Origin of the sequence: Dactylosporangium cerinum, assembly GCF_042653625.1 — a bacterium.
In the GTDB taxonomy this organism is placed as follows: domain Bacteria; phylum Actinomycetota; class Actinomycetes; order Mycobacteriales; family Micromonosporaceae; genus Dactylosporangium; species Dactylosporangium cerinum.
Genome location: NZ_JBHSIU010000071.1, coordinates 35415 through 57413 on the forward strand (window position 1 = coordinate 35415; position 21999 = coordinate 57413).

A 21999-nucleotide genomic window follows, 5' to 3' on the forward strand; every position below is an offset into this window, starting at 1 on the left:
CCGGGCCGGCTGGGTCAGGCGGGTGGCGGCGCGGGGTGTTCCCGGTACCAGGCGATCGTGTTGGCCAACCCGTCGGCGAGCGGCACCGCTGGTGCCCAGCCGAACGTGTGCCGCGCCCGGGCGGCGCTGGTGACTTGGCGGCGGATGTCGCCCGGCCGGTCTGGTACGAACCGGATCAAGGTTTCGTCGGCGCCGACGGCGGTGAGGATCTGGCGGGTCATCGTCAGCGCGTCGGCTTCGGTGCCAGTGCCGATGTTGAACACCTGCCCGTGGATGTCGTCGCTGTCGTGGAGCAGGGCGGCGAGGAGCAGGTCGCAGACGTCGCTGACGAAGATCCAGTCGCGGCGGACGGTGCCGTCGCCGGTGAGGGTGATCGACTGTTCGGTGAGGGCCTGGGTGATGACTCGTGGGATGAGCCAGCCGGGGTATTGCTGCGGCCCGTAGATGGTGACCGGCCGGAACGCCACGTAGGGCAGGCCTCGCATGGCGTGGACGGCGGACAGGTATGCCTCGAACGCGGCCTTCGCCGCGGCGTAGATGGTGCTGGGCCGGACCGGGTCGCTTTCGTGGAGATCGTCGGCGTCGTTGTCGCCGTAGACGTCGGCGGTGGACAGGAACAGCAGTCGGGCGATCTGTCGGTCGGCGAGGTGCTGCAGGTAGCTGGGCGGGTCGTCGGCCGTCGTGGTCTGGGGGGCGGTGAAGCTGTTGACCGGGGCGACCAGGTGCAGCACCGTGTCGCCGGCCGCGATGACGTCGCCGGCGACGGCCGGGTCGTAGATCGAGCCCTGCACGAACCGGTACCGGGTGTCGGCGAGGAGCCGCGGTGGGATCTTCTGCTCGCCGTACTGCAGCGGGTCGACCAGCACGATCGTGTCGAACCGGCCAGCGATGTCGGGGCGGGTCTGCAGACGTTGCAGCAGGTTCACGCCGATGAAGCCGGCCGCGCCGGGGATGACGAGGTTGCTGATGACGGGCTCCTTCCCTGCGATGGGATAGCTGGTGTGCCGCTGGTCGCGGCGACGACACGTTGTTCGAAGTCACGCAGCCGCTGCCGTTGACCGGCGGTGGCGCTTCCTTGGGCTTTGCGGATCAGCGTCGGTCCGTCCGAGATCACCTTGGTCGCGCCGGAGGTGCTGATGACCCGGGGTGCGAAGTCGATCCGCAGCGTCGACCCGTCGGCGGGCACGACGAGATTCAGTGCGCCGGACAGTCCCTTGGCCAGCCACGCCTGGGCGGCCGATGCGATGCGGGTGGAGCGCGGCGTGTCGCGGGCCGCGGCTGGGACGAGCCGGTGGGCGAGGTGGTGCAGGACCGCCAGCGACTCGGCCGACCATCCGGCCGGTGAGGTGGCCTCGAACGCCGCGAGCCGCCGCAGCCGCTCCGCTGGCGGCAGCGGCACGAGTCGGCAATGCCCGGTGGCCTGCTCCACCTGCCCGTCGGTGAAGACGCCGACGAGTTCGCGGTAGCGGTTGTGCAGGACGGTCAGCACGGCGTGCAGGCAGCGCAGATCCTCGTCAAGGCTCCCGTCCAGCGGCGTGGTGATACTGACGTAGCCGAACCCGGCCGTGACGATCCACCGGCCGACCGTCGGCGAGTCCGTCGACCTGCAGGTGGTGCACCAGTGCCGGACCAGGTCGGTCGTGATGCTCGCGCACGGTTCGATCAAGGCCAGCCGTTCGAAGTGGGTCAGGTCGCCCTGGCGCACCGGCCGCCGATGGGTCAGGTCGGGAATGTGGATGTGGGTGTGGAACTTCGCCGCGACCGAGTGCGCGTCCGGGGCGGTGTCGATCGGGTTGAACCCGTGGGTGACGTACACGTCGCGGCTCAGTACTGCCGAGATCCGCAGTGCGACTGCGACGTGCCAGCCGAAGACCGCGACGAACGCTGCCGTATCCAGGTCGAGCATCGACCGTATCGGTGCAGCGCGGGGATCACCGACGAAGATGTTGACGTCTCGGTCGCTCCAGGTGACCGTCTTGGGCACCACCAGCGCTTCCAGTGCCGTGCCGGGCACCGGCGTCTGCGCGAGTGTGGGAGCGGTGTCGCGGAAGCGCTCCCAGGGCAGCCGGTCGGCGACCTCGGCGGGCAGGTAGTCCGGCGCGTATCGGGGCGTGTCCAGCACCGCGACCCGCGCCCAGTCCACCCGTGCCAGATATGCCGCCAGCAGGGTCGCCGGAGCCCACACGCCGCGGGTGTTAGCCGTCATGGCGCCACCCGTTGACCGCTTCGATGACCCGGTCGGCTTCGTCGTTGCTGAGTCCGTGCCACAGCGGCAGGCACACATGTGTCGCCGCGAAGTGCTCCGCAGCGGGAAACGGCCCCTGGTCGCCGAGGCCCAGAGCGGGCTGCCGGTGCAACGGCACGTCGTACACGCCCTTGCCCGGCTGCACTCCGCACGCCGCCAGATGCCGGTGCAGCGACTCCCGTGCTGCCGCGTCGGCGGTGGTGACGATGAACTTGTGGCCGCTGCAGCCGGCTGTCGGCAGGTGCGGCACGAGGACCGACGGATGGTTGATGCCGTCGAGGTATCGGCTGACGAGCCGGGTGAGCCGGGTGCGGGTGGCCTCGAAACCGAGGAGCTGGGCGACGCCGAGCGCGGCGTGCAGTTCCGACATCCGCCACGCGCTGCCGAACACCACGTGGTGGAGCCCATCGTCGGCCTTGCCTTGGTCGCGGTGCCGCCGGGCCGCCGTCGCCCACTCGCTGGAACCGGTGGTCAGGACCCCGCCTTCGCTGGTGGTCAGGACTTTCGTCGCGAACAGCGAGAACGCGGCCAGGTGCCCGAACGTGCCGGCCCGCTGCCCGTCCACCTCGGCGCCGTGCGCGTGCGAGGCGTCCTCGATGAGCAGGACGTCGCGCTCGTCGCACCAGGCGCGGATGCGCACCAGCTCCGGGGTGAGGTAGCCGCCGATGTGCACCACCACGACCGCGGCGACCTCGGGGGTCCATGCGGCGCCGATCGATGCGATGTCCGGGTACTGGCCCGCGTCGTACAACACCGGGCGGCACCTCGCCCGCAGCACCGCCTCCGCCGTCGCGTAGTTCGTGTTCGCCGGCACCAGCACCGGCCGGCCCTTCACCTCCGCGACACGCAGCGCGATCTCCAGCGCCGCCGTACCCGAGGAAACTGTTGCCGCATGCGCGGCGCCGACCAGCGTCGCGAACCGGTCCTCGAACTCGGCGTTGTTCGTCCCGGGGATCAGCCGGCCGGTCTGCAGCACCGTTGCCGCTCGCCGGAGGAATTCTTCGGCGACCTCATCCGGGAACTGCACCGTGAACGCAGCGATCTCATCCACGGCCGGTGACCCGCTCAGTAGTACCGGCCGCAGCGTTGGTGGTGAGCGATGGACGGACGCGGGTGCTATGAGGCTGCGGGGTTATGCACTGCGGTGGCGTCATGTCCGCAACGTATGTGGATACAGGCGCGCCGCCTTCATGATCCGCTGGTACACCTGTGCGAGGACTGCGGTGTACCCGTCGACCTCCGGCACGGCCGGAAGATCACCGGTACAGCAGCTGACCGGTCCGCACGTTGCAAGCAGTCATCCCGGCAGCCCGGGCCGCCGCGACGCCGGCGTCGGCGTAGACCAGACAGCGGCCCGGTGGTGTCCGCAGAGTGACGCCAACGTCGGCGAGTGTCTGAGCCAGCCCCTGGTAGCAGACCTCGCGGGAGTCCACGAGGGTGCCGTCCCAGGCGAAGATCAGCGCCTCGAAACCGGTCCCGTCGGGTACGTCGACGCAGCTCACGATCTGATCGCCCTCGGTCATCCCACGATGCCTGGTCAGGCCAGCGGGGACAGTAGGAACGCCTCGATCGCGGCGGTGTCGGTGAGACCCGGCCAAGCGACGAGAGCCCCGGCAGCGCGCAGTTGCTCAACCGACTCGCTGCCCGAGGCGACGCCTGCGGCGTGGGCTCCACCCCGTAGGCCGGTGTTGATGTCGTGGCTGCTGTCGCCGATTACGACGGTATTGTCGCGGTCGAAGACGTCGCCGTACTTCGCCATCGCCCGGCGTTGGGCGATGGCGACAAGCTTTGGCCGGTCGGTGTCGTCGTCGCCGTAGGCACCGGCGTCGAGATCGACGTAGCGGTCCAGGCCGAATACCTCGAGCTTGATCCGCGCGACCTCGCGAAGGTTGCCGGTCAGCACTGACTGCACCAGCTCCTGCCGGTCGGCGAGCGTGGCGAGGGTCGGCTGCGCGCCGGGCAGGACCCGGCCACGCTCGGCCAGCTCGGCTCGGTGCCGGTCGTATTCGGCCGGCAGCGCCGCCGTGTACCGGGACAGGTGCGGTTCGTCCTCGGCGATGCCGTGCAGGCGCAGGGTCGCGGTGAGGATCGACGGCTCGGTCTGCCCGGTCACCTCGGCCTTGTGCACCATCCGGACGCCGGTGGCGGTGTGGAAGGCGTTCGCGTACAGGTCACCGCCCACGCCGCGGGTCTCGATGAGCGTATGGTCGATATCCCAGAGGATCAGCCGACGGCCGGACCGAGAAGCGATCATCCTTCGAGTCTGCCAGGCTGCGCCGACCTTGCAGGGGTACAGCCGGTCCGGACGTGTGATGGGGGTGGCGGCATGGAGATCGACGAGTGGGCGATCGGGCAGCGCATCGCCCAGCATCGGCTGCGCCGTGGCCTCACCCAGGAGGAACTCGCCGGCCTGGCCGGTATCTCGCTGTCCATGATGAAGAAGATCGAGTCCGGCGCGCGGACCGTGACCCGCTTCGCGCAGCTGGTGCTGTTCGCGCAGATCCTGCGCGTGGCTGATCTGCGGGATCTGACCGGGGTGCCGATGTCGATGCTGCCGGACGGTCGGCGCGGTCATGCGGCGGCCGACACGGTCCGCACCGCTGTCCTGGAACGTGGTCACGGCACCGAACCGGTGGGGTTGGAGGGGTTGCGGCGGCTCGTCGGCCGGGCATGGGGTACGTGGCAGGAGCCGTCGAGCTTCCGCTACGACGCGGTCGGGCAGTACCTCACCGAGGTGATCCGCCTTGCGCAGGCGCAGGTCAACACGTCCGCCGGCGAGCAGCGTCGGGAGGCGCTCGCGCTGGCCAGCACCGTCTATCAGCTGGCCCGGACGTGGACCAAACGGGTCGGCGAGTACGACCTGTCTTGGGTTGTCGCCGACCGGGCGGTCGCATGTGCTCTCGACGCCGACGATCCCGACCTGGCCGGCGCGGCGGCATGGAACCTCGCCATGATCCTGTCCGCGCAGGGCAAGACCGAGCAGGCCCGCAGCGTCGTCCGTAACGCGATCACGGACCTCGACGCCCAGGTCGGCGACAGTCCCACGCCGGCGCGGCTTGCCGTCTTCGGTGGCCTGCACCTGCTCGGTGCGACCGAGGCCGCCCGTGAAGACGACGCCCAGGACGCCCGGAACCTGCTCGACACCGCAGCGGCGATCGCCGCGCGCACTGGCGAGACGAACCATCACCGGATGGTGTTCGGGCCGACGAACGTGGCCCTGCACCGCATCTCGACCGCGATCGAGCTCGGCCGCACCCGCGAGGCTCTCGACCTCGTCGAACGCACCGACGCCCGGCACGCCGCATCGGTCGAGCGTCGCCTCACCTTCCACATCGACGCCGCCCGCTGCTACGTCCGCCGCGACAACCCCGTCGCCGCCGTGCACATGATGGGCCGCGTTCTGCACGACTCGCGGGACGAACTGCGCTACAACCCGATCGCCCGCGAGACCCTACGGCAGCTCGGCGCCCGTGGCACACCGTCGATCCGCGCCGACCTCGACCCCCTGCTCGACGCCGCGGGTCTGACACCGTAACCCGCCCGTAGGCGGCCGAGGGGCACTGACAGTGTCCCTCCCTCGCCGTGCCTCAACCCATCCACCTTCGTGCGTACGGTCACCGATGTTCCGCGCCAGCGACCGGTCGCCGGTCGGCCGGGTGATGCGGTTCATGGCCGTGAGGAGGTGGATGCGATGGACAGGACGGGATGCACCGGGACCAGCGGTACGTCGTCCGCGGCGTCGTCCGAGTCGGGAGCGGTGACGTTCGCCGAGGCGTTGCGAAGGTGGCGGATGACCCGCGGGCTGTCACAGGCGGCGCTGGCGGAACAGGTCATGTACTCCCGCTCGCTGGTCAATCTGGTCGAGAACGGCTACCGGCGGGCCACCGACGCGTTCGCGCGTGCGGCCGATACGGCGCTCGACGCGGCTGGGCAACTGCACGCCGTATGGATGTCGGCCGCTGCAGCCGATCACGTGCCGACGGTCCCGACGAGGCATCACCGGATGGGGGGCGGTCCTGTCGCCGGCACCTGTGCTGGGCAACTCTCGGACCGGGCCCTCGCCGACCGGCTCGACCGGCTGGAACGGCTTCCTGACCACCGCGACGGTCGTCGGCTTCTGCGTCGGCGGCCCGCTCCGCGACCTTCCGCGGCGCGGATGCGCCGGCCACCGTACAGGCGCAGCATGCGCGGCGCTCATCCGTGGCATAACCGCGCGCCCCGCCGCTTGTACCGCCCCGATGTCTGGCGTGCCGACGGCCTCGCCGACCAAATGGACGTCGGCGAGTGTGTACGCAAGTGCCGACCATCGGGGCGTACCCCTGGGGCGCGGTGTGGTGCACAGCCCCACGGCCTCAACGGTCAACATCGGCCCGGGCCAGTAGGCGATGGCGGCAGTGAACTTCGACGTCGAAGGACCGATGGTCGGGTACAACCGGCGCGCGCGAGCGCTGTACCACGCTGCACCCTTTCGTGCCTGGTCGAGATCTGCGGGAATGAATGCGTTCAAGGCCGTGGCGCGGCATATGAGACGTTCGCCGGCTGCCGTTCGCAGATGGCTGCGGTGGCCGGCGGCGCCAGCCGTGATCCGCCCACATCGGGCCGGCGGTCGAGATGCAGAACACCAATCAAGCGGGCTGCGCGAACAGCCCGAGCAGTTTGCTCCATCAGGGCACAGGGGAGGCGAGGGTGGCTACGTCCACCGGGACGAGCGGCGACGACCGTGCGCTGTCGGTGATGGGCTCCGCGCTGCGGCACTGGCACCGGACTACGGCGGACGGTGCATGCGTGGCTGGTCGTCGACAGCAGGTGCCGTGCCCGGGTCAGCGGCTCGGGACGCATGCGCTGCAGGCGGCGGGCCGGCCTTGGCATGTGCAGTTCTCTACCCGAGTTGACGTGCTGACGAGCGGGATCCGGCATGACGGTTGAGACACGACGGGGCACGTTGACCGACGAGGCCGGCCCGGTCGACCACAGCCGCTCCGCTGATGCCGGCACAGCTCCGGGAGGTGCAGCGGCACGGGGTGCGGCGGGGTGTGATTCGGTCTGTGGCTCGCTGGCAGCGCAGGCGAGTGACCTCGTCCACGGTGGCGTGATCGACGAGTGCTTCACGATCGGCGTGGATCTCAAGCCGCGAACGGCCCGGCTGCACGGCGGGTTGTCCGACCGGGCCGCTGCCGCATGCACGGCTGCGCGGCGCTTCGCACGGCGCCCGCGGTTGGCGCCGGTGAGGAGACGGCAGGCATGAGGATCACTGGGAAGTTGATGGTGCTGGTTGTGGTGCCGTTGGTCGCTGTGGTCGCCTTCGCCGGGTTGGCGTTGGTGTCCGCGGGCGGGCAGGCGTTGCGGGCTGACCGGCTGCGGTCGCTGGTGGTTGCCGGCGAGGCTGCCGGAGACCTGGTGTCTCGGTTGCAAGCGGAGCGGGTGGCTGCGGTTGAGGCGTTGGTCGGCCGGCCTACCGGGGCCGTTGACGCCTACCTGCAGAAGGCCGCGGCGACGGATGCGGCGGCTGACCGGTTCCGTGGCGCGCAGTCACAGCTGTCGCAGGTGCCGGGCAGCATGCAGCGGTTGCTGGACCAGGTTGACAGCGGGATCGGGCAGCTTGCCGCGCTGCGGGCGCGGGTGTCCTCGGGCAAGGGTGCCGCGTCGGCGCTGGTGTTCGCGTACCGGATCTTGATTGCTGACCTTGTCTCCTACCGTGAGTCGATGGCGCAGGCCGGCGGCGCCCCGGCGGATATCGCTGACCGCATCCGCGCGGCGGCGGCCCTGTCCAGGGCGGCGGAGTTCGTGGGGTTGCAGCAGGTGGCGGCGCTGCGGGCGACGGAGTCGGAGCAGCTGACACCGGCGGCGTATCAGGACATCACCGCTGCGCGGACCGGCTACGCGGAGGCGGCGCTGACGTTCGACGCGTTGGCGGCACCGCAGTGGCTGGAGTGGCTGGACGGCGCGCTGACCGGCGATGACGTGGTCGCCGCGCAGCGGTTGGAGGACACCGTCGCCCGGATCCGTCCGGGTGCCCGTCTGGGGTTGGACCGCGCTGGGTGGACGTCGGCGATGAGCGCCCGGATCGAGCAGCTGCACCAGGTGGAGATTCGCATCGGCGCGGAGATCGTCGCCGACGTGACGCGGCTGCGTGATGACCAGCGCTGGGTGACTGCGGTGGAGTTCGCCGCGGTGCTGGCTGCGGTGGGGGCGGTGATCGGGTTGGCGTTGTGGCTGGGCCGGCCGATGATCCGTGGCCTGCGGCGGCTGCGGGACACCGCCCGGCGGGTGGCGCGCCAGACGCTGCCCGCGGAGGTGGCCCGGCTGGCCGACCATGAGGTGCTGGGCGGGTTGACTCCGGAGCAGTTCGCCGACAGCACCCCTGCCCCGGTGGACGTGCGTGGCCGCGACGAGCTGGCTGAGGTCGGTGCGGCGTTCAACGCGGTGCATCGTGAGGCGGTCCGGGTGGCCGCCGAACAGGCAACCACCCGGGTCGGTATCGCTGCGATGTTCGAGAGCCTGGCCCGGCGTGGGCAGGGACTGGCCGGGCAGTTGCTTGCCGAGTTGGATCGGCAGGAGCGCGGCGAGGAGGACCCGGACCGGTTGGCGCAGTTGTTCCGCCTGGATCATCTGGCCGCGCTGCTGACCCGGACCAACGACAGCCTGCTGGTGTTGGGTGGCGGTGCGTCGGCGCGTCCCCGCCGCCAGGACGAGCCGGTGATCGACGTGCTGCGCGCTGCGCAGGGCCAGGTCGAGCAGTACACGCGGATCGAGTTCGGGTTCACCGATGACCTGGTCGCCATTCGGGCCGCGGCGGTGGACGACCTGGTGAAGCTCCTGGCCGAGTTGATGGACAACGGCTGCAGCTACTCCCAGGCGGCGGTCACCGTGTCGGCCAGGTTGCTCACCGATCGGGTGGTCGTCCAGATCGTCGACGCCGGTATCGGCATCGACGCGGACCGGCGGCGTGCCCTCAACGAGCGCCTCGCATCCGACCGTGGCCCGTTGGACCTGGCGGCGGTGCGGGCGATGGGCCTGACCGTGGTCGGTCGGCTTGCCGCCCGCCACGGGATCCGGGTGGAGCTCCGCCCGGGCCAGCCCGGCACCATCGTCGACGTCACCGTGCCGGTGCACGTGTTCACCATCGGCACGACGCCACGGCGTGCGCTGGACAGCGGCCATGCTCCGGTTGCGGCCCTCACCGGTGCTCGCGTCAGCGGTGCTGTGGGCGCTGGACCGGTTGCGGGTGCACAGCGGCGTGATCCGAGCGCGCCACCGGCGGCACCGTTGTTCCAGGTCGACGGACCGGCGGCAGTGCCTCAGCCCCGACCGGCCACCGGACCGCCCAGTATTCCCGTGGCCGGGCCGCGACCGGCAGCAGCCGACCTCGCCGACACCGTGGAGACACGCCTGCCGATCTTCGAAGCGGTCCAGGGCAGCTGGTTCGTCTCGGCTCCGGCGTCGGCCCCGGCCGTCGACGCCGACGGCGAGCCGGTGCCACGGCCGGCCGAACCGTGGCAGATGACGGCGGACACCGGCTGGCAGGCCGCTGCGGCGGCGGCACAGCCGGCGGTTGCTGCGATCACCCGTACCGGCCTGCCCCAACGGAACCCGATGGCCAACCTGGTGCCAGGCAGCGTCGAACTGGGCGGCCAGCCTGCGGTGCCAGCGGCGGAGTACCGCGACCCGCAGGCCGTGGCCGCGAGCCTGGCCGCCTACGGCCGGGGCCTGGCCCGCAACAGCCGCGCCGGGGCGCACATCCGCCCGACGTCGAACGTTTGACAGCCACATCCCATAAGGAGCGAACAGTCGTGAGCGTCGATGTGAACTTCCTATTGAACGACTTCGTCGGCCGGGTACCGAAGGTCACGCACATCGTGGCTGTGTCGGTCGACGGGCTGCTCGTCGCCCGAAACCAGAGCCTGCCCAGAGATGGTGCGGAACGGCTGGCCGCGATCGCCTCCGGTCTGGTCGCGTTGCTGCACGGCGCGGCAAACAACCTGGAAGCCGGGCAGGTGGTGTCCAACCTGACCGAGATGACGGGCGGGCTCATGTTCACCATGTCGGTGTCCAGCGGCGCCCTGCTTGCCCTCGCCGCCCCAGGGTGCGACATCGGGCAGGTGGGCCATGAACTGGCCGAGCTGATCAACCGGGTCGGACCCGCGCTGCGCCCGCAGGCACGGGCCGACGCGTTCACCGCGTCCATGCTCACCGCGTCCGGGATGGCCGGATAGGTGCGGGCATGGCAGCCACAGCGATGCAGACCGTCATGCAGGCGGCAGTGACGTCCGGGGTCACCGGGGCGCGGCGGACAACCGTGAAGATCGTGATCGCGGGCGGGTTCGGCGTGGGAAAGACCACGATGGTCGCCTCGGTGTCGGAGATCGCCCCGGTCGCCACCGAGGTCGCGATGACCGCGGCCAGCCGCGCGCTGGATGACACCAGCGCGGTGCCGGCCAAGACGGCGACCACGGTGGCGATGGACTTCGGCCGCATCACCCTGCTCGGTGACCCCGGTGGTATCGCGCTGTTCCTGTTCGGCGTGCCAGGTCAGCAGCGGTTCTGGTTCATGTGGGACTCGGTCTGCCACGGCGCGCTCGGCGCGATCGTCCTGGTCGACGTACGGCGGCTGACCGACAGCTTCGGCCCGATCGATTACTTCGAACGGACCGGGCTGCCGTTCGTGGTGGTCGTCAACCAGTTCGACGGCGCACCCGAGTACCCCGAACCGGAGCTCCGCGAAGCGCTCACGCTGCCCGCATCGGTGCCGGTACTGGCCTGCGATGCCCGCAACCGCGAAGGCGCCAAGCAGGTCCTGATCACCCTCGTCGAGCACCTTCTGGCCCGGCGGATCCGACCGCCCGGCACCGGTGCCCGCTAAGCCCCACCAACCTCTCAGGAGCAGACACATGCAACAACGACGAACGCGGCACCGGGCGACCTGGGCGACCCGGCTGGCCTGGGTGCTCGCGGCGGCCCTGGCGATGACCGGCTGCGGCGGCAGCAACGCCGGCGACACCGGCACCGACACGGTCAAGATCGGCTTCGTGGGCAGCCTGTCCGGGACCTACCAGGACGTCGGGCAGGAGATGCGCGACGGGTTCCAGCTCTACCTGGACACCCACGACGGCCGGTTCGGCGGCCGGAAGGTCGACCTCGTCGTCGCCGACGAAGGCAACGGCGCGGCCACCGCCCTGCCTGCGGCCACCCGGCTGGTCAAAGACGAGCACGTCGCGGCACTGGCCGGGATTGTGGCGTCCGGGTCGTACCTGGCCATCTCCGCGCTCGCCACCGAACACAAGATCCCGCTGATCGGGTCCAACGGCCGACCGGACACCGACAACTCCGACTGGCTGTGGACCACCAGCTTCCGGTCACCGGACCCGGGCACCGCGATCGCCCCGTACGTCAAGGAGCACGTGGACGGGCCGGTGTGGGCGATCGGTCCGGACTACAAGGGCGGCTACGACCAGGTCGGCGGTTTCACCGACACGTACACCAAGCTCGGCGGGAAACTCGCCAACCCGGCCGGCAAGGCCACCTGGACACCGTTCCCGGACACGCCGAACTATCTGCCGTACCTGTCGCAGATCGCCAAGTCGGACGCCAAGGCGGTCTACGCGTTCTTCGGCGGTGCGAACGCCGTCGGGTTCGTCACCCAGTACCGGCAGTCCGATGCGAAGAACCTGCCGCTGTACGGGGCGTTCCTGACCGAAGGTCCCGTCCTGCAGCAGCAGGGCGCGGCAGCCGAAGGCATCTGGAACGTCCTCAACTACAGCCCAGACCTGGACAACGCCGCGAACCGGACATTCATTGCCGAGTGGACGACCCGCCACGCAGACCGGTCGCCGACCACGTATGCGATGGCCGCCTACGACGCCGCCGCCGTCCTCGACAAGGCAATCGCAAGGATCAGCGGCAAGGTCACGCCGGTGAAGATCAACGAAGCGATCGGTCAGCTCGGGCAGATCGACAGCCCGCGCGGCGCGTGGCAGTTCAGCCCCAAGAACCACACCCCGATCCAGCACTGGTACCTGCGCGTGGTCCGCCGCGACGGCACCCAACTGGCCAACCGCGTCGTGCAGGACCTGGCCACCATCGGCGCCTGAACAGCCCCTTCCCCCAACCGAGTTCTGTCGGCGAGAGGACGAACCTGCCGTGGGCCCGCTCAATGCCCTCGATGTGTACCTGATCCCGGTCATCGACGGGGTCGCCTACGGGCTGCTGCTGTTCACCCTGGCAGCCCCCTTGACCCTGGTGTTCGGGGCGGGTGGGGTGCTGAACCTGGCCCACGGCAGCCTCTACGCCGTCGGCGCCTACGCCGCCGCGCTCATCAGCGACGGCTCCTGGACCAGCCTCGCCATCGCCGCGGCCGCAGGCACCCTCGCCGGCGCGGCCGGTGGCGCGCTGCTGTCCGCAGCCCTCATGCCGGTCACGGGCCGGGGGCACCTGGCGCAGGCGCTGCTGACCTTCGGCGTCGCGCTCGTCGCCGGCGCCGCGCTCGTCCTGGCCTTCGGACCGGACAACCTGCGCCCCACCGTGCCGGCCGGGCTGGACACCACCGTCACCCTCGCGGGGCATCGGTACCCGGCATACCGGCTGGCGTTCATCGCCATCTCGGCGATCCTCGCCGGCGGCGGGTGGCTGGCCCTGGCTCGCAGCCGAGCTGGGGCCCGGCTGCGAGCCATGGTCGACGACCCGCACATGCTCGCCTGCCTGGGCACCAACCCCCACACCGTCCTCGCCGCCGTCCTGACCGCCGGCGGTGCGCTGGCCGGCCTTGCCGGGGTGCTCGGCGCGCCGATCATCGGACCAGGCCCGGGCACCGCGGACACGGTGCTGCTGCTGTCGCTGGTGATCGTCGTGGTCGGTGGGCTCGGCTCGGTCGGCGGCGCGGTCACCGCCGCCGTCGGGGTCGGGCAGGTCCAAAGCCTCGGCGTGGTCCTCGCCCCCACGTGGACGCCGTACCTGCTGTTCGCCGCGATGGCCCTCACGTTGCTGGTGCGGCGCCAGCCGCTCCAGATCGGGGGTCACGCATGAGCCGCAGTTGGCGCGCGGTGCTGCGCCGTGGCAGCGGCCTCCCGGCACCAGTGTGGGGGCTCGCGGCGATCGCCGCCCTCGCCGCCGCCGGAATCCTCGCAGACCCGTACACGCTGAGCTCCTGGACCCGGATCCTCAGCCTCGCCCTGCTCGCCCTCAGCGTCGCGGTCCTGGCCGGGACCGCCGGGCTGCCCAGCCTCGGGCAGGTCGCCCCGTACGCCGTCGGCGCCTACACCACCGCGATCCTGGCCCGCCACGGCATCACCGCCGGCCCGGCCCAGCTCGCCGCCGCCGCTACCGCCGCGGCCGTGTTCTGCCTCCCCATCGGCGTGGCCGTGACCCGCACCCGCGGGATCACGTTCCTCATGGTCACCCTCGCCGTGGGCGAGCTGACGGCGGTCGCGGCCGGGCAGTGGACGACGGTCACCGGCGGCACCGACGGCCTGGCCGGCATCCCCGCCACCCAACCGTGGTGGGGCACCGCTCCGATGCTCGAGGACCGGGCCGTCTACGGCTACGCCCTCACCGTCGCCGTGGCGGTCACCGCCGCCCTGTGGTGGACGCTGCGGACACCGGCCGGGCTGTTGCTGCAAGGATGCCGCGACCACGAGACGCGGATGCGGGCCAGCGGCCACCCCGTCACCCGGTACCTCGTCGCCACCTACGTCGGCGCCGGTGCGATCGCCGGGATCGGCGGCGCGCTGCTGGTCACCGGACAACGCTACGTCTCACCCGGCGACGTCGGGTTCGAGGTCGCCGCGCTGGTGCTGCTCGCCGTGACCATCGGCGGTGGCAGGTCCCTCGGCGGCGCCCTCGCCGCGGTCGCCCTTGTCGCCGTTGTGCGGGACTGGGCCGCCGCCACCGTCCCCGGCCGCGGCCCCCTGCTGCTCGGTGTGTTGTTCGTCGCCGTGGTGTACGTGCGCCCGAAGGGTCTGGCCGGTCCCGGCCGGCGCCGCCGACAGCACCCGCCGGTCGCGGCGGAGGTGCCGTCGTCATGACCCAGACGTCGTTCGGGCCGCAGCTGTCCGCCCGAGGGCTGACCCGCCGATACGGACCCTTCCTCGCAGTCGATGACGTCGACCTCGACCTCGCGGCCGGGGACCGGCACGCGCTGATCGGCCCCAACGGTGCCGGGAAGAGCACCCTGCTGAACCTCCTCGCAGGCACCATCCGGCCCACCGCCGGACAGGTCGTCCTCGCCGGGCGCGACATCACCCGCACCCGCCCGGTCCGCCGCGCCCGGCTCGGCCTCAGCCGCACCTTCCAGACCCCCGCGGTCCTTGAGTCGCTCACCGCGCTGGACAACCTGGTCGTCGCCGCGTGGCGGCACACCGGCACCCACACCGCGTGGCGGCCCGCCAGGCGCCGCACACTCGCCGCCCGTGGCCTGCACCGCCTCGACGAGGTCGGCCTCGGCGACCACGCGCACACCCCGGCCCGCGAACTCTCCCACGGGCAACGCCGACTCCTGGAGATCGCCGGAGCGCTCACCGCCAACCCCGCCGTGCTGCTGCTCGACGAACCCGCCGCCGGCCTCGCCGACCACGACCTGACCCTGCTGCTGGACGCGTTGCGGCGGCTGCCGGCACAGACCGCGGTCCTGCTCGTGGAACATAACCAGGACGTGGTCACCACCCTCGCGCACACCGTGACCGTCCTGCACCACGGCCGGGTCCTGGCCACCGGCACCCCGCACGCCATCCACACCCACCCGGCGGTCGCCGAGGTCTACCTCGGCACCCCCCACGGGACGGGGTGAGCATGCGGCTGTCCCTGGAGCAGGTCAGCGCCGGCTACGGCGGCGGCGTGGTCGTGCACCGCATCGACCTGTCCGTCCCGGCCGGGACGGTCCACGCCGTCGTCGGCCACAACGGCGCCGGCAAAACCACCCTGCTGCACACCATCGCCGGGCTCATCCCACCAGCCACCGGCCGGATCCTTCTCGACGGCACCGACCTCACCGGGCAGCCCGCCCACCGACGGACACGAGCCGGCATCGGCTACGTGCCGCAAGGCCGACGGGTGTTCGCCTCGCTCACCGTCGCGGAACACCTCGCCATCGCCCAACGCCACACCACCGGAACCTCGACCGCGGCACGGTGGACCCGAGACCGGGTCCTGAACCTGCTGCCGCACCTGGCCACCCGGCTCCGGCACCGCGGCGCGCACCTGTCCGGCGGCGAACAGCAGATGCTCGCCATCGCCCGCGCCCTGCTCACCCAACCAGCACTGCTGCTACTCGACGAACCCACCGAAGGGCTCGCCCCCGCCATCAGCGAGCAGATCAGCCGCACCATCACCGCCCTCGCCGGCGATGGCCTCGCCGTCCTGCTCGCCACCCCGCAACCCAACCTCGCCCGCACGGTTGCCGACCAGACCAGCGTGCTGACCGCCGGCCGGGTCACTGCCCACCTCGACGCAGCAACCATCCGCGCCGACCCCGACGGACTGCGCGCGGCACTCACCCCCGGCACCCACGGCAGCACCCCCGCCGCCGGGACAGCCGCCGCAGCAACCCTCGACCAGCGGCCGGGACGAGCCGCTGTCTGGATCGACACCCTTCCAGCTCCAAGCGCCGCATCCACAGCGACCACAGGCACCACCGCGACAGGAGGACCTTCGTGAGCAGCACCACCGTCACCGACGGCATCGAGGACCGCGCCGCCTACGCGCTCGGCAACAGCGCGGACCACGCGGCGGTCCGGCTCATGGCACTGGATCACTTCCTCGACCCGGTCACCCGCCGCGTCATCGACCAACTGCCCCTTCATCCCGGCAACCGGTGTCTGGAAATCGGTCCTGGCAGCGGTTCGATCGCCCGCTACCTGGCCGGCCGGGTCGGCCCGACCGGCCAGGTAGCCGCAGTCGACCTGGACCTCAGCCGGATCACCCCGGGCGGCGACCTCGACGTCTACGAGCACGACATCCGCGACGGGCTGCCGCTCGACGGGCCATTCAACCTCATCCACGCCCGGCTGGTGCTGGTGCACCTGCCGGAACGCTACGTCGTCCTCCGCACGCTCACCGACGCCCTCGCCCCGGGCGGCTGGCTGGTCCTCGGCGACTTCGGCGACACCCCCATGACCGTCTACAGCAGCCCCAGCGACAGCGACACCGACTTGTACACCCGCGTCGTCTACGCGCTGCAACACGTCCTGGAAGGCCATGGCGTCGACATGGCCTGGGCCGACGCCACCCACGCCGCCATGCGAGACGCCGGCCTCCACGACGTCCACGCCGTCGAGCACGCGGAAAGCTGGTCCGGCGGCAGTATCGGCATCCGCATGCACCACGCCAACACATCCCAGACGCAGGACGAGCTGCTCCAGCACGGAATCACCACCGCAGACCTGGACCGCTTCCGCGAGCTGGTAGCCGATCCCGGCTTCTTCGCCCGCTCCTACCGGTTCGTGTGCACCCGCGGGCAACGACCGCTCCAGTAGTCGCCCAGGCGCCGAACCGTCATTCGCACCCGGCCCGCCGGATGACTGGGCCGGTCCGGCCCTGCCGATGTGCCGCCGCCTCCATCCCCGGTGGTGGCGGCGGACGGCTCAACCCCCCACTCGACGCGAACCGCCGAACCGGACGTCGCCATCACCGTCACCCGCCGCCACACGCACCACCAGCAGCGACCCGTAGCAGCTGAACCGCCCCAGCCCACCGGAGGGAGCGCCGACATGCCAGCCAGCAACACATCCCGTCCCGGGTACCGCTCGGGGCTGTCCCACACGGGGCACGTCGTGCGACTGTCCAAGGCCGCCAGCGTGCAGTTCAGCAACCCGATCCTGCTGCGGGTCATCCGCGTCCACGACTGGCAGACCTACGACGGCTGGTGCTGGCTGGACGGCTACCAGCTCAGCCACTGCGGTGACGCGGTCGCACGCCGCTCCGTGTTCGTCCAGATCGCCGGGCTGCAACCCGGCCTCATCAGCGCCCGAGGCAGCCGGTGACCCTCCCAGCAATCTGCACAGCCCTGGTCGGCGACGCAGACCTCACCGCCGACACCATCGTCGCCTGCGCCGAGCAGCATCCGCTGCTGCAGTGGCTGCGCGGCGACGCCACCCGCTACGAGCTGCGCGGCGACGCGGTCCGCCTGGCCCGCCACGTCCTCACCGGCGGCGGTGTGATCGACCTGTACGACGACCGGTCCGCGATCACGGTGTGGCTGCCCCAGCCGGCCCTAGCCACAAGGCGGCCGGTGTTCGGTGCGGGCGGTGGGTTCAACCCCACCCCCGGGTACGCCGACCGGGCCACCGCACTCGCCGACGCGCTGCCATCGTCGTCGATCGCCGGCCCGCAGGTGCGGCTGCTACTCGTGGCAACCGAGCCGCAGCTGCGGCGCACCGGCCGAGCCTGTGCCCTGCTCGAGCACCGCCATGCCGAACTCGACCGCACCTGCGTCGCAGCGACCGCGTACGCGTTCGACGAACCGACCCGGGCGCTGCTACACCGCCACGGTTACCAGGACCTCGGCCGGCATCTGCTGCCGGACGGCATGTCGTGCTGGACCACGTACCGGCCCGCCGGCCGGTCAGCGCCCGCCCGGCAGGAGCACCAATGACCGCCCTCGCCGCCGCCCCGCGCAGCCCCGCAGGCCCGCAACCCTGTGCCGGAGTGCCGCTCGACGCGGTCGCGGAGCGGGCGAGCACTACCCGGGTCGCGGACTTCGTCCGCGGCGGCGGGCACACCTTCGCCGCCGACCGGGCTGTCGGCCAGGCACTGCTGGACGCGGCGCCGCACCTGCGCGCCGCGCTGCACGCCGAGGCGACGGTTCGCCGGCACGCAGTCCTCGCCGCCGTCAGCGCCGGCGTGCACGTCGTGCTGGACCTTGCCGCCGGGATCGCCGACGCCGGGACCGTCGCGGGCGTCGACGCACGGCACATCCCCGACCGGGTGCACGTCGTGGCCGTAGACACCGACCCGGTCACGGTCGAACAGCTGCGGCTCGTGCACCGCGGCCGCGGGAACGTCACTGTCCTGCACGGTGACCCGCACCGGCCGCAGTACCTGCTTGCCGCCGCGGCCCGCACGGTCACCTTGCACAGGCCCGTGCTGGTGCTGTGCCTCGGGCTACTGCAGCACCTCACCGACCCGGCCGCCCTCGCCCTGCTGCATGCCGTCAACGCGCGGTTGCCGGCGGGCAGCCGCCTGGTCGTGTCCCATCTCGTCCGCGACGAGCAGCCGGCCCACGTCACCGACTGGCTGACCCGCCTGTACGCCGACACCGACCAGCCGCTGCACCTGCGGACCCGGCAGCACGTACGGGCGCTGCTCCGCGTCGCGGGCCTGTCGGCCACCGCCGTCCCCGACGCCCACTGTGCCGATCGCCGGACCCGCCGCGACCGCGGCCTGCTCACTGTGACCACCGTCGCGGTGTGTGGCGGCGATGGAGGCGGTGCCGGGACGTGGTGACGGTGACGGAGGAGATCAGGGACCTGCTGCGGCTGGCCGCGGACCACGAGGACGCGGGCGACGTCACCGCCGCGGCGGAGGTGCTGCGCTGGGCCGTGCAGCAGATCGGTCCCGCCGCACCGGCCGACCCGAGCGGTGCAGGCGGTCCGCCGTTCCTGGCAGCGACCCTGACGTGGCGCCTCGCCGACGCCTTGCGCCAGGCCGGTGACCTGGAGGAAGCGCACCTGCTGGCCCGGCACCTCGTCGACGACCTCACCGCCCGGCACGGTCCCGCGCACCCGGCGGCGCTGCGCGCCACCGGCGTCCTCGCCCGCATCGTGCACGACCAGGGTCAGCTCGACGCCGCCGACGACCTCTACGCCGCGATCGTCTACAGCGGCGCCGACGACACCGGCCAGGCCGGATGGGCACTGCGCCTCGCCCGCGCCCACCGCGCCCAGCTCATCGCCGACCGCGGCCAGCCCCGCCGCGCAGCACCACTGCTCGCCGACGCCATCGCCGGGCTGCGCGGCCCGACCCGCCAGCACGCCACGACCAGCGTCCGGCTCACCCTCGCCCTCGCCGAACTCCACCAACGGCTCGGCGAACCGGGCAACGCTGTCACCGTCCTCGACGACGCGGCCCACACCGCCCACCACGTCCTCGGCGCCGACCACCCCCTCACCGCCCGAATTGACACTGCGATCGCCGCCCTGAACACACTCACCCGCCCCGGCACCGCCTCGGCCACCGCGCCAGCACGCCCGCGACGATCCGCCACCCGCGCCATCGCCGGCGCTCACCGTGCCCTGTCCGAAGCCCCGTCCGAAGCCCCGCCGGAAGTACTGCCCAGAGCCGTGCCGGGTGCGCGGGCCGACCGCCAGCCGCGGCGTGCCCGTCGGTGGCGACCGCGCTGGACAGCCAGATGGCTGTTCGGCGGGCTCAGCGTCCTCGGTGTCGCCGCCGGAGGGCTCAACACGCTCTTGTTGCCCGACCCGGAGCCTCCGCAGCAGCCCGCTGCGCCGGTTACCGCCCGCCCGCCAACCACACAGGGCCCGGCGGCGACACCGGCACCCCAGGAGGTCCGCGTCACCCGCAACCCGCTGACGGTGCTGGTCGTGACCTGGAGCGACCCGACCGGCACCAGCCCGGCCGTGGTGCAGCTGACCCGCGGCGGCACCCCGGTCACGACCGCGACGGTGCCGGCCGGCACCACCGAGCACCGGTTCAGCGGCCTGGGCCGGGCGACGACCTACTGCATTTGCGTGGCGCTGGTCTACGGCGTCAACACCGTCGTCGGCGCCCCGCCCGTCTGTGCCCCAGCACGGCTGAGCACCCAGCAACCTTCAACCTCCGCCGCGGCCGTGCCACTGGGCGGCAGCAGCAGCCCACCGCGCCCGTAAGACCCCAGCCCTAGGAAGCCATTCGATGACGACCCCCACCTCCGCCCCGATCACCACACCAACATCGGAATCCGCCCGTGCCCGGTAGCCCTCGACCATGGTCGCAGCCGCGTCGGCTGCTCAGCGCCGTCCTCAGCACTGGCCTGCTCGCCGCTGCGTCCAGCGATCCTGCAGTAGCGGCGCACGCAGGCACCGCCCGGCCAGCGGCGCTAGCCGCCGGCGAGATGCGAGAGCCGGCGCGGGACCAGCTGCTCGCGATCGCCGAACAGGCAGCGTCCGTTGCCACCGAGCCCGGTAGCGGTCCCGGGTCATGTGTGCACGTCCAACGGTGGCTGCACGACGAAACTGGCGGCGACATGGTCTTCGACGTGCACCGGCACCTTCGCAGGGACGGTGCTGGGTGGGTGACTGAGCAGCGCCACGTCCGGTCCGACGTCACGTCGCCGCTGGCCGCGGTCGGTCCCGTCGTCATCACCGAGGTCCCAGCGGCGCCCGGCCTGGCGGCGATCCCGGACGACCCGGCGACCTGGCCCGCCCACGCGGCCATGGCCACGCCGGACCGTGACAGCAGCACCATCCTCGCCGCGATCACCGACCTGCTCGGCGTGCGCGCCCTCACTGCGCAGCAACGCGCCACGCTGCTGCGGGTCCTCGCCACCTGGTCCGCCATCACCGGCCTCGGGCCCAGCAGCGACCAGCAGCACCGCACCGGGTGGGGCTTCCGCTTCGCCGCAGACTCAGTCTCGATCGACCTCATCGTCGACACCGCCACCGGCGAAGTCCTCAGCCACCGGCTGGCCACCCCGACCGAGCACGGTCCGACGCCGACCATGCTGCTGCTGCACCGAACCCGCTGCGACCCGCACCGCCCCGTCGAGACGCCCGCGGGTCCGACATGGTGAACCGGCGCGTGTGCACCGCAGCGGCGGCGATCCTCGCGACGGCCACCGTCAGCGGTACAGGAGTAGCGGTCGCGCCGGGGCCTCACCGACTACCCACCACCACCGGCCCGCCAGCGCTGCTGCAGCGGGACACCGCAAGGCTGCCCGCCACCGCGTGCGGCGGCGGGTTCATCAGCGGCGACGAAGCCTGCTACGGCGACGGCGACTCCGGCAGCCCGGTCGTCCACACAAACATCAGCACCACCGCGAGCCGGGGCTCGCGGTGGTCGCAGATCGGCATCGCCAGCCGCGAGATCAGCGCCGAACGACCGTGCACGGAACCGACCATCTACACCGACCTCACCTCGACCCGCGTGCGGCTGTGGGTGGCGAGCACCGTGCGCACCCGACAGGTCGAGCGTGCACGTGCCCGCCGGCCGTCCTGAACCCAACCGCACGAGGACGCACCGACCGGCTCAAGCAGCAGATCGTGTCGTTGCGGCTCGATCGGCACACCCGGCCTGGTCGCTCCACGTACGTCGGGTAGCCCGGTCGGCGAGCAGCCCTCGCCGACCGGCGCCCACGTACACGGCGCCGGGCTGGCAGCGGTCACCGAAAGCACGAACCCACACCTCTGGCACGTCCATGTACCCGGCGTGCCCTCCCGATTTGAAGGGCAGCACATGGCGAGGCGCAGCATCGAGGTCCTCGACGACGACCTCGACGGAGGCCCGGCAGACGAGACCGTCCGCTTCGCGTTGGACGGCACCCACTACGAGATCGACCTCAACACCATCAACGCGGCGAAGCTGCGAGCCGCTGTCGGACCGTTCGTGCGGGCGGCGACCTGCGTCCAGTGGAACACCCGCACGCCCGCCGTCCGCACCGCCCGGCGCCCGGACCGCGAATGCGTTGAGATCCGCGCCTGGGCCCGCGCCGCCGGCTTCGAGCTTCGCGACCGGGGGAGGATCTCGAACCGCATCGCCGCTGCGTACCACGCAGCCATGACCGGTGATCCAGCACGCGCTCAACGCTGATGCGGCAGCCTACGGCGGCGATG

The 21999-nt window shown here is 71.9% G+C and carries 23 protein-coding genes; 18 read left to right on the plus strand and 5 right to left on the minus strand.

Annotation, left to right across the window (positions count from 1 at the left end; genetic code table 11):
• Positions 1-14 precede the first annotated feature (14 nt).
• The 5 genes from ACFPIJ_RS47025 to ACFPIJ_RS47045 form a co-directional block, all read right to left on the minus strand.
• Entirely contained in the window at positions 15-926 is a 912-nt protein-coding gene (locus tag ACFPIJ_RS47025) for an NAD-dependent epimerase/dehydratase family protein (protein ID WP_380126010.1), read from the minus strand.
• Positions 923-2206 carry a hypothetical protein gene (locus ACFPIJ_RS47030; protein ID WP_380126011.1) on the minus strand — a complete coding sequence of 428 codons (1284 nt, stop codon included), beginning with the start codon at positions 2204-2206 and terminating at the stop codon, positions 923-925. Before ACFPIJ_RS47030 ends, ACFPIJ_RS47025 begins: the two co-directional genes overlap by 4 nt.
• Positions 2196-3296, minus strand: a complete 1101-nt coding sequence (locus ACFPIJ_RS47035) for a DegT/DnrJ/EryC1/StrS family aminotransferase (protein WP_380126012.1) — start codon at positions 3294-3296, stop codon at positions 2196-2198. The genes ACFPIJ_RS47030 and ACFPIJ_RS47035 overlap by 11 nt, the downstream gene beginning before the upstream one ends.
• 205 nt (positions 3297-3501) lie before the next feature.
• Complete coding sequence (locus ACFPIJ_RS47040) at positions 3502-3768, minus strand: hypothetical protein (protein WP_380126054.1); 267 nt, start codon at positions 3766-3768, stop codon at positions 3502-3504.
• 14 nt (positions 3769-3782) lie between these two features.
• Entirely contained in the window at positions 3783-4499 is a 717-nt protein-coding gene (locus ACFPIJ_RS47045) for an HAD family hydrolase (protein WP_380126013.1), read from the minus strand.
• A 72-nt stretch (positions 4500-4571) separates the two neighbouring features.
• Here ACFPIJ_RS47045 and ACFPIJ_RS47050 point away from each other — a divergent pair, with 72 nt between their 5' ends.
• The 18 genes from ACFPIJ_RS47050 (at position 4572) to ACFPIJ_RS47135 (ending at position 21976) form a co-directional block, all read left to right on the plus strand.
• Positions 4572-5780: a helix-turn-helix domain-containing protein gene (locus ACFPIJ_RS47050; RefSeq protein WP_380126014.1), complete on the plus strand. Its 1209-nt coding sequence runs from the start codon at positions 4572-4574 to the stop codon at positions 5778-5780.
• A 156-nt stretch (positions 5781-5936) separates the two neighbouring features.
• Entirely contained in the window at positions 5937-6980 is a 1044-nt protein-coding gene (locus ACFPIJ_RS47055; RefSeq protein WP_380126015.1) for a helix-turn-helix domain-containing protein, read from the plus strand.
• Positions 6981-7486: 506 nt separating this feature from the next.
• Entirely contained in the window at positions 7487-10006 is a 2520-nt protein-coding gene (locus ACFPIJ_RS47060) for a sensor histidine kinase (protein ID WP_380126016.1), read from the plus strand.
• 29 nt (positions 10007-10035) lie between these two features.
• Positions 10036-10458 carry a roadblock/LC7 domain-containing protein gene (locus ACFPIJ_RS47065; RefSeq protein ID WP_380126017.1) on the plus strand — a complete coding sequence of 141 codons (423 nt, stop codon included), beginning with the start codon at positions 10036-10038 and terminating at the stop codon, positions 10456-10458.
• 35 nt (positions 10459-10493) lie between these two features.
• Positions 10494-11105: a GTP-binding protein gene (locus tag ACFPIJ_RS47070; RefSeq protein WP_380126052.1), complete on the plus strand. Its 612-nt coding sequence runs from the start codon at positions 10494-10496 to the stop codon at positions 11103-11105.
• 28 nt (positions 11106-11133) lie between these two features.
• Positions 11134-12333 carry an ABC transporter substrate-binding protein gene (locus ACFPIJ_RS47075; RefSeq protein WP_380126018.1) on the plus strand — a complete coding sequence of 400 codons (1200 nt, stop codon included), beginning with the start codon at positions 11134-11136 and terminating at the stop codon, positions 12331-12333.
• Between the two features lie 49 nt (positions 12334-12382).
• A complete protein-coding gene (locus ACFPIJ_RS47080; RefSeq protein ID WP_380126019.1) occupies positions 12383-13264 on the plus strand; it encodes a branched-chain amino acid ABC transporter permease in 882 nt (293 codons plus the stop codon).
• Positions 13261-14262 (plus strand): branched-chain amino acid ABC transporter permease, encoded by a 1002-nt coding sequence (locus ACFPIJ_RS47085; protein ID WP_380126020.1) that lies wholly within the window; start codon positions 13261-13263, stop codon positions 14260-14262. The genes ACFPIJ_RS47080 and ACFPIJ_RS47085 overlap by 4 nt, the downstream gene beginning before the upstream one ends.
• Positions 14259-15023, plus strand: a complete 765-nt coding sequence (locus ACFPIJ_RS47090; RefSeq protein WP_380126021.1) for an ABC transporter ATP-binding protein — start codon at positions 14259-14261, stop codon at positions 15021-15023. The genes ACFPIJ_RS47085 and ACFPIJ_RS47090 overlap by 4 nt, the downstream gene beginning before the upstream one ends.
• 2 nt (positions 15024-15025) lie before the next feature.
• The gene (locus ACFPIJ_RS47095; protein WP_380126022.1) at positions 15026-15889 is read left to right on the plus strand and encodes an ABC transporter ATP-binding protein; all 864 of its coding nucleotides are present in this window, start codon (positions 15026-15028) and stop codon (positions 15887-15889) included.
• Positions 15886-16707, plus strand: coding sequence for a class I SAM-dependent methyltransferase (locus ACFPIJ_RS47100; protein WP_380126023.1), 822 nt, complete (start codon positions 15886-15888; stop codon positions 16705-16707). The genes ACFPIJ_RS47095 and ACFPIJ_RS47100 overlap by 4 nt, the downstream gene beginning before the upstream one ends.
• Positions 16708-16941: 234 nt before the next feature.
• A complete protein-coding gene (locus ACFPIJ_RS47105; RefSeq protein ID WP_380126024.1) occupies positions 16942-17214 on the plus strand; it encodes a hypothetical protein in 273 nt (90 codons plus the stop codon).
• On the plus strand, positions 17211-17825 hold the full coding sequence (locus tag ACFPIJ_RS47110; protein ID WP_380126025.1) for a hypothetical protein: 615 nt from the start codon (positions 17211-17213) through the stop codon (positions 17823-17825). The genes ACFPIJ_RS47105 and ACFPIJ_RS47110 overlap by 4 nt, the downstream gene beginning before the upstream one ends.
• Complete coding sequence (locus ACFPIJ_RS47115) at positions 17822-18676, plus strand: SAM-dependent methyltransferase (protein WP_380126026.1); 855 nt, start codon at positions 17822-17824, stop codon at positions 18674-18676. Before ACFPIJ_RS47110 ends, ACFPIJ_RS47115 begins: the two co-directional genes overlap by 4 nt.
• A complete protein-coding gene (locus tag ACFPIJ_RS47120) occupies positions 18670-20058 on the plus strand; it encodes a hypothetical protein (protein ID WP_380126027.1) in 1389 nt (462 codons plus the stop codon). Before ACFPIJ_RS47115 ends, ACFPIJ_RS47120 begins: the two co-directional genes overlap by 7 nt.
• 404 nt (positions 20059-20462) lie before the next feature.
• On the plus strand, positions 20463-20960 hold the full coding sequence (locus ACFPIJ_RS47125; protein WP_380126028.1) for a hypothetical protein: 498 nt from the start codon (positions 20463-20465) through the stop codon (positions 20958-20960).
• Between the two features lie 8 nt (positions 20961-20968).
• On the plus strand, positions 20969-21385 hold the full coding sequence (locus ACFPIJ_RS47130) for a hypothetical protein (protein WP_380126029.1): 417 nt from the start codon (positions 20969-20971) through the stop codon (positions 21383-21385).
• Between the two features lie 237 nt (positions 21386-21622).
• Complete coding sequence (locus ACFPIJ_RS47135; RefSeq protein WP_380126030.1) at positions 21623-21976, plus strand: histone-like nucleoid-structuring protein Lsr2; 354 nt, start codon at positions 21623-21625, stop codon at positions 21974-21976.
• The last annotated feature ends 23 nt before the right edge of the window (positions 21977-21999 follow it).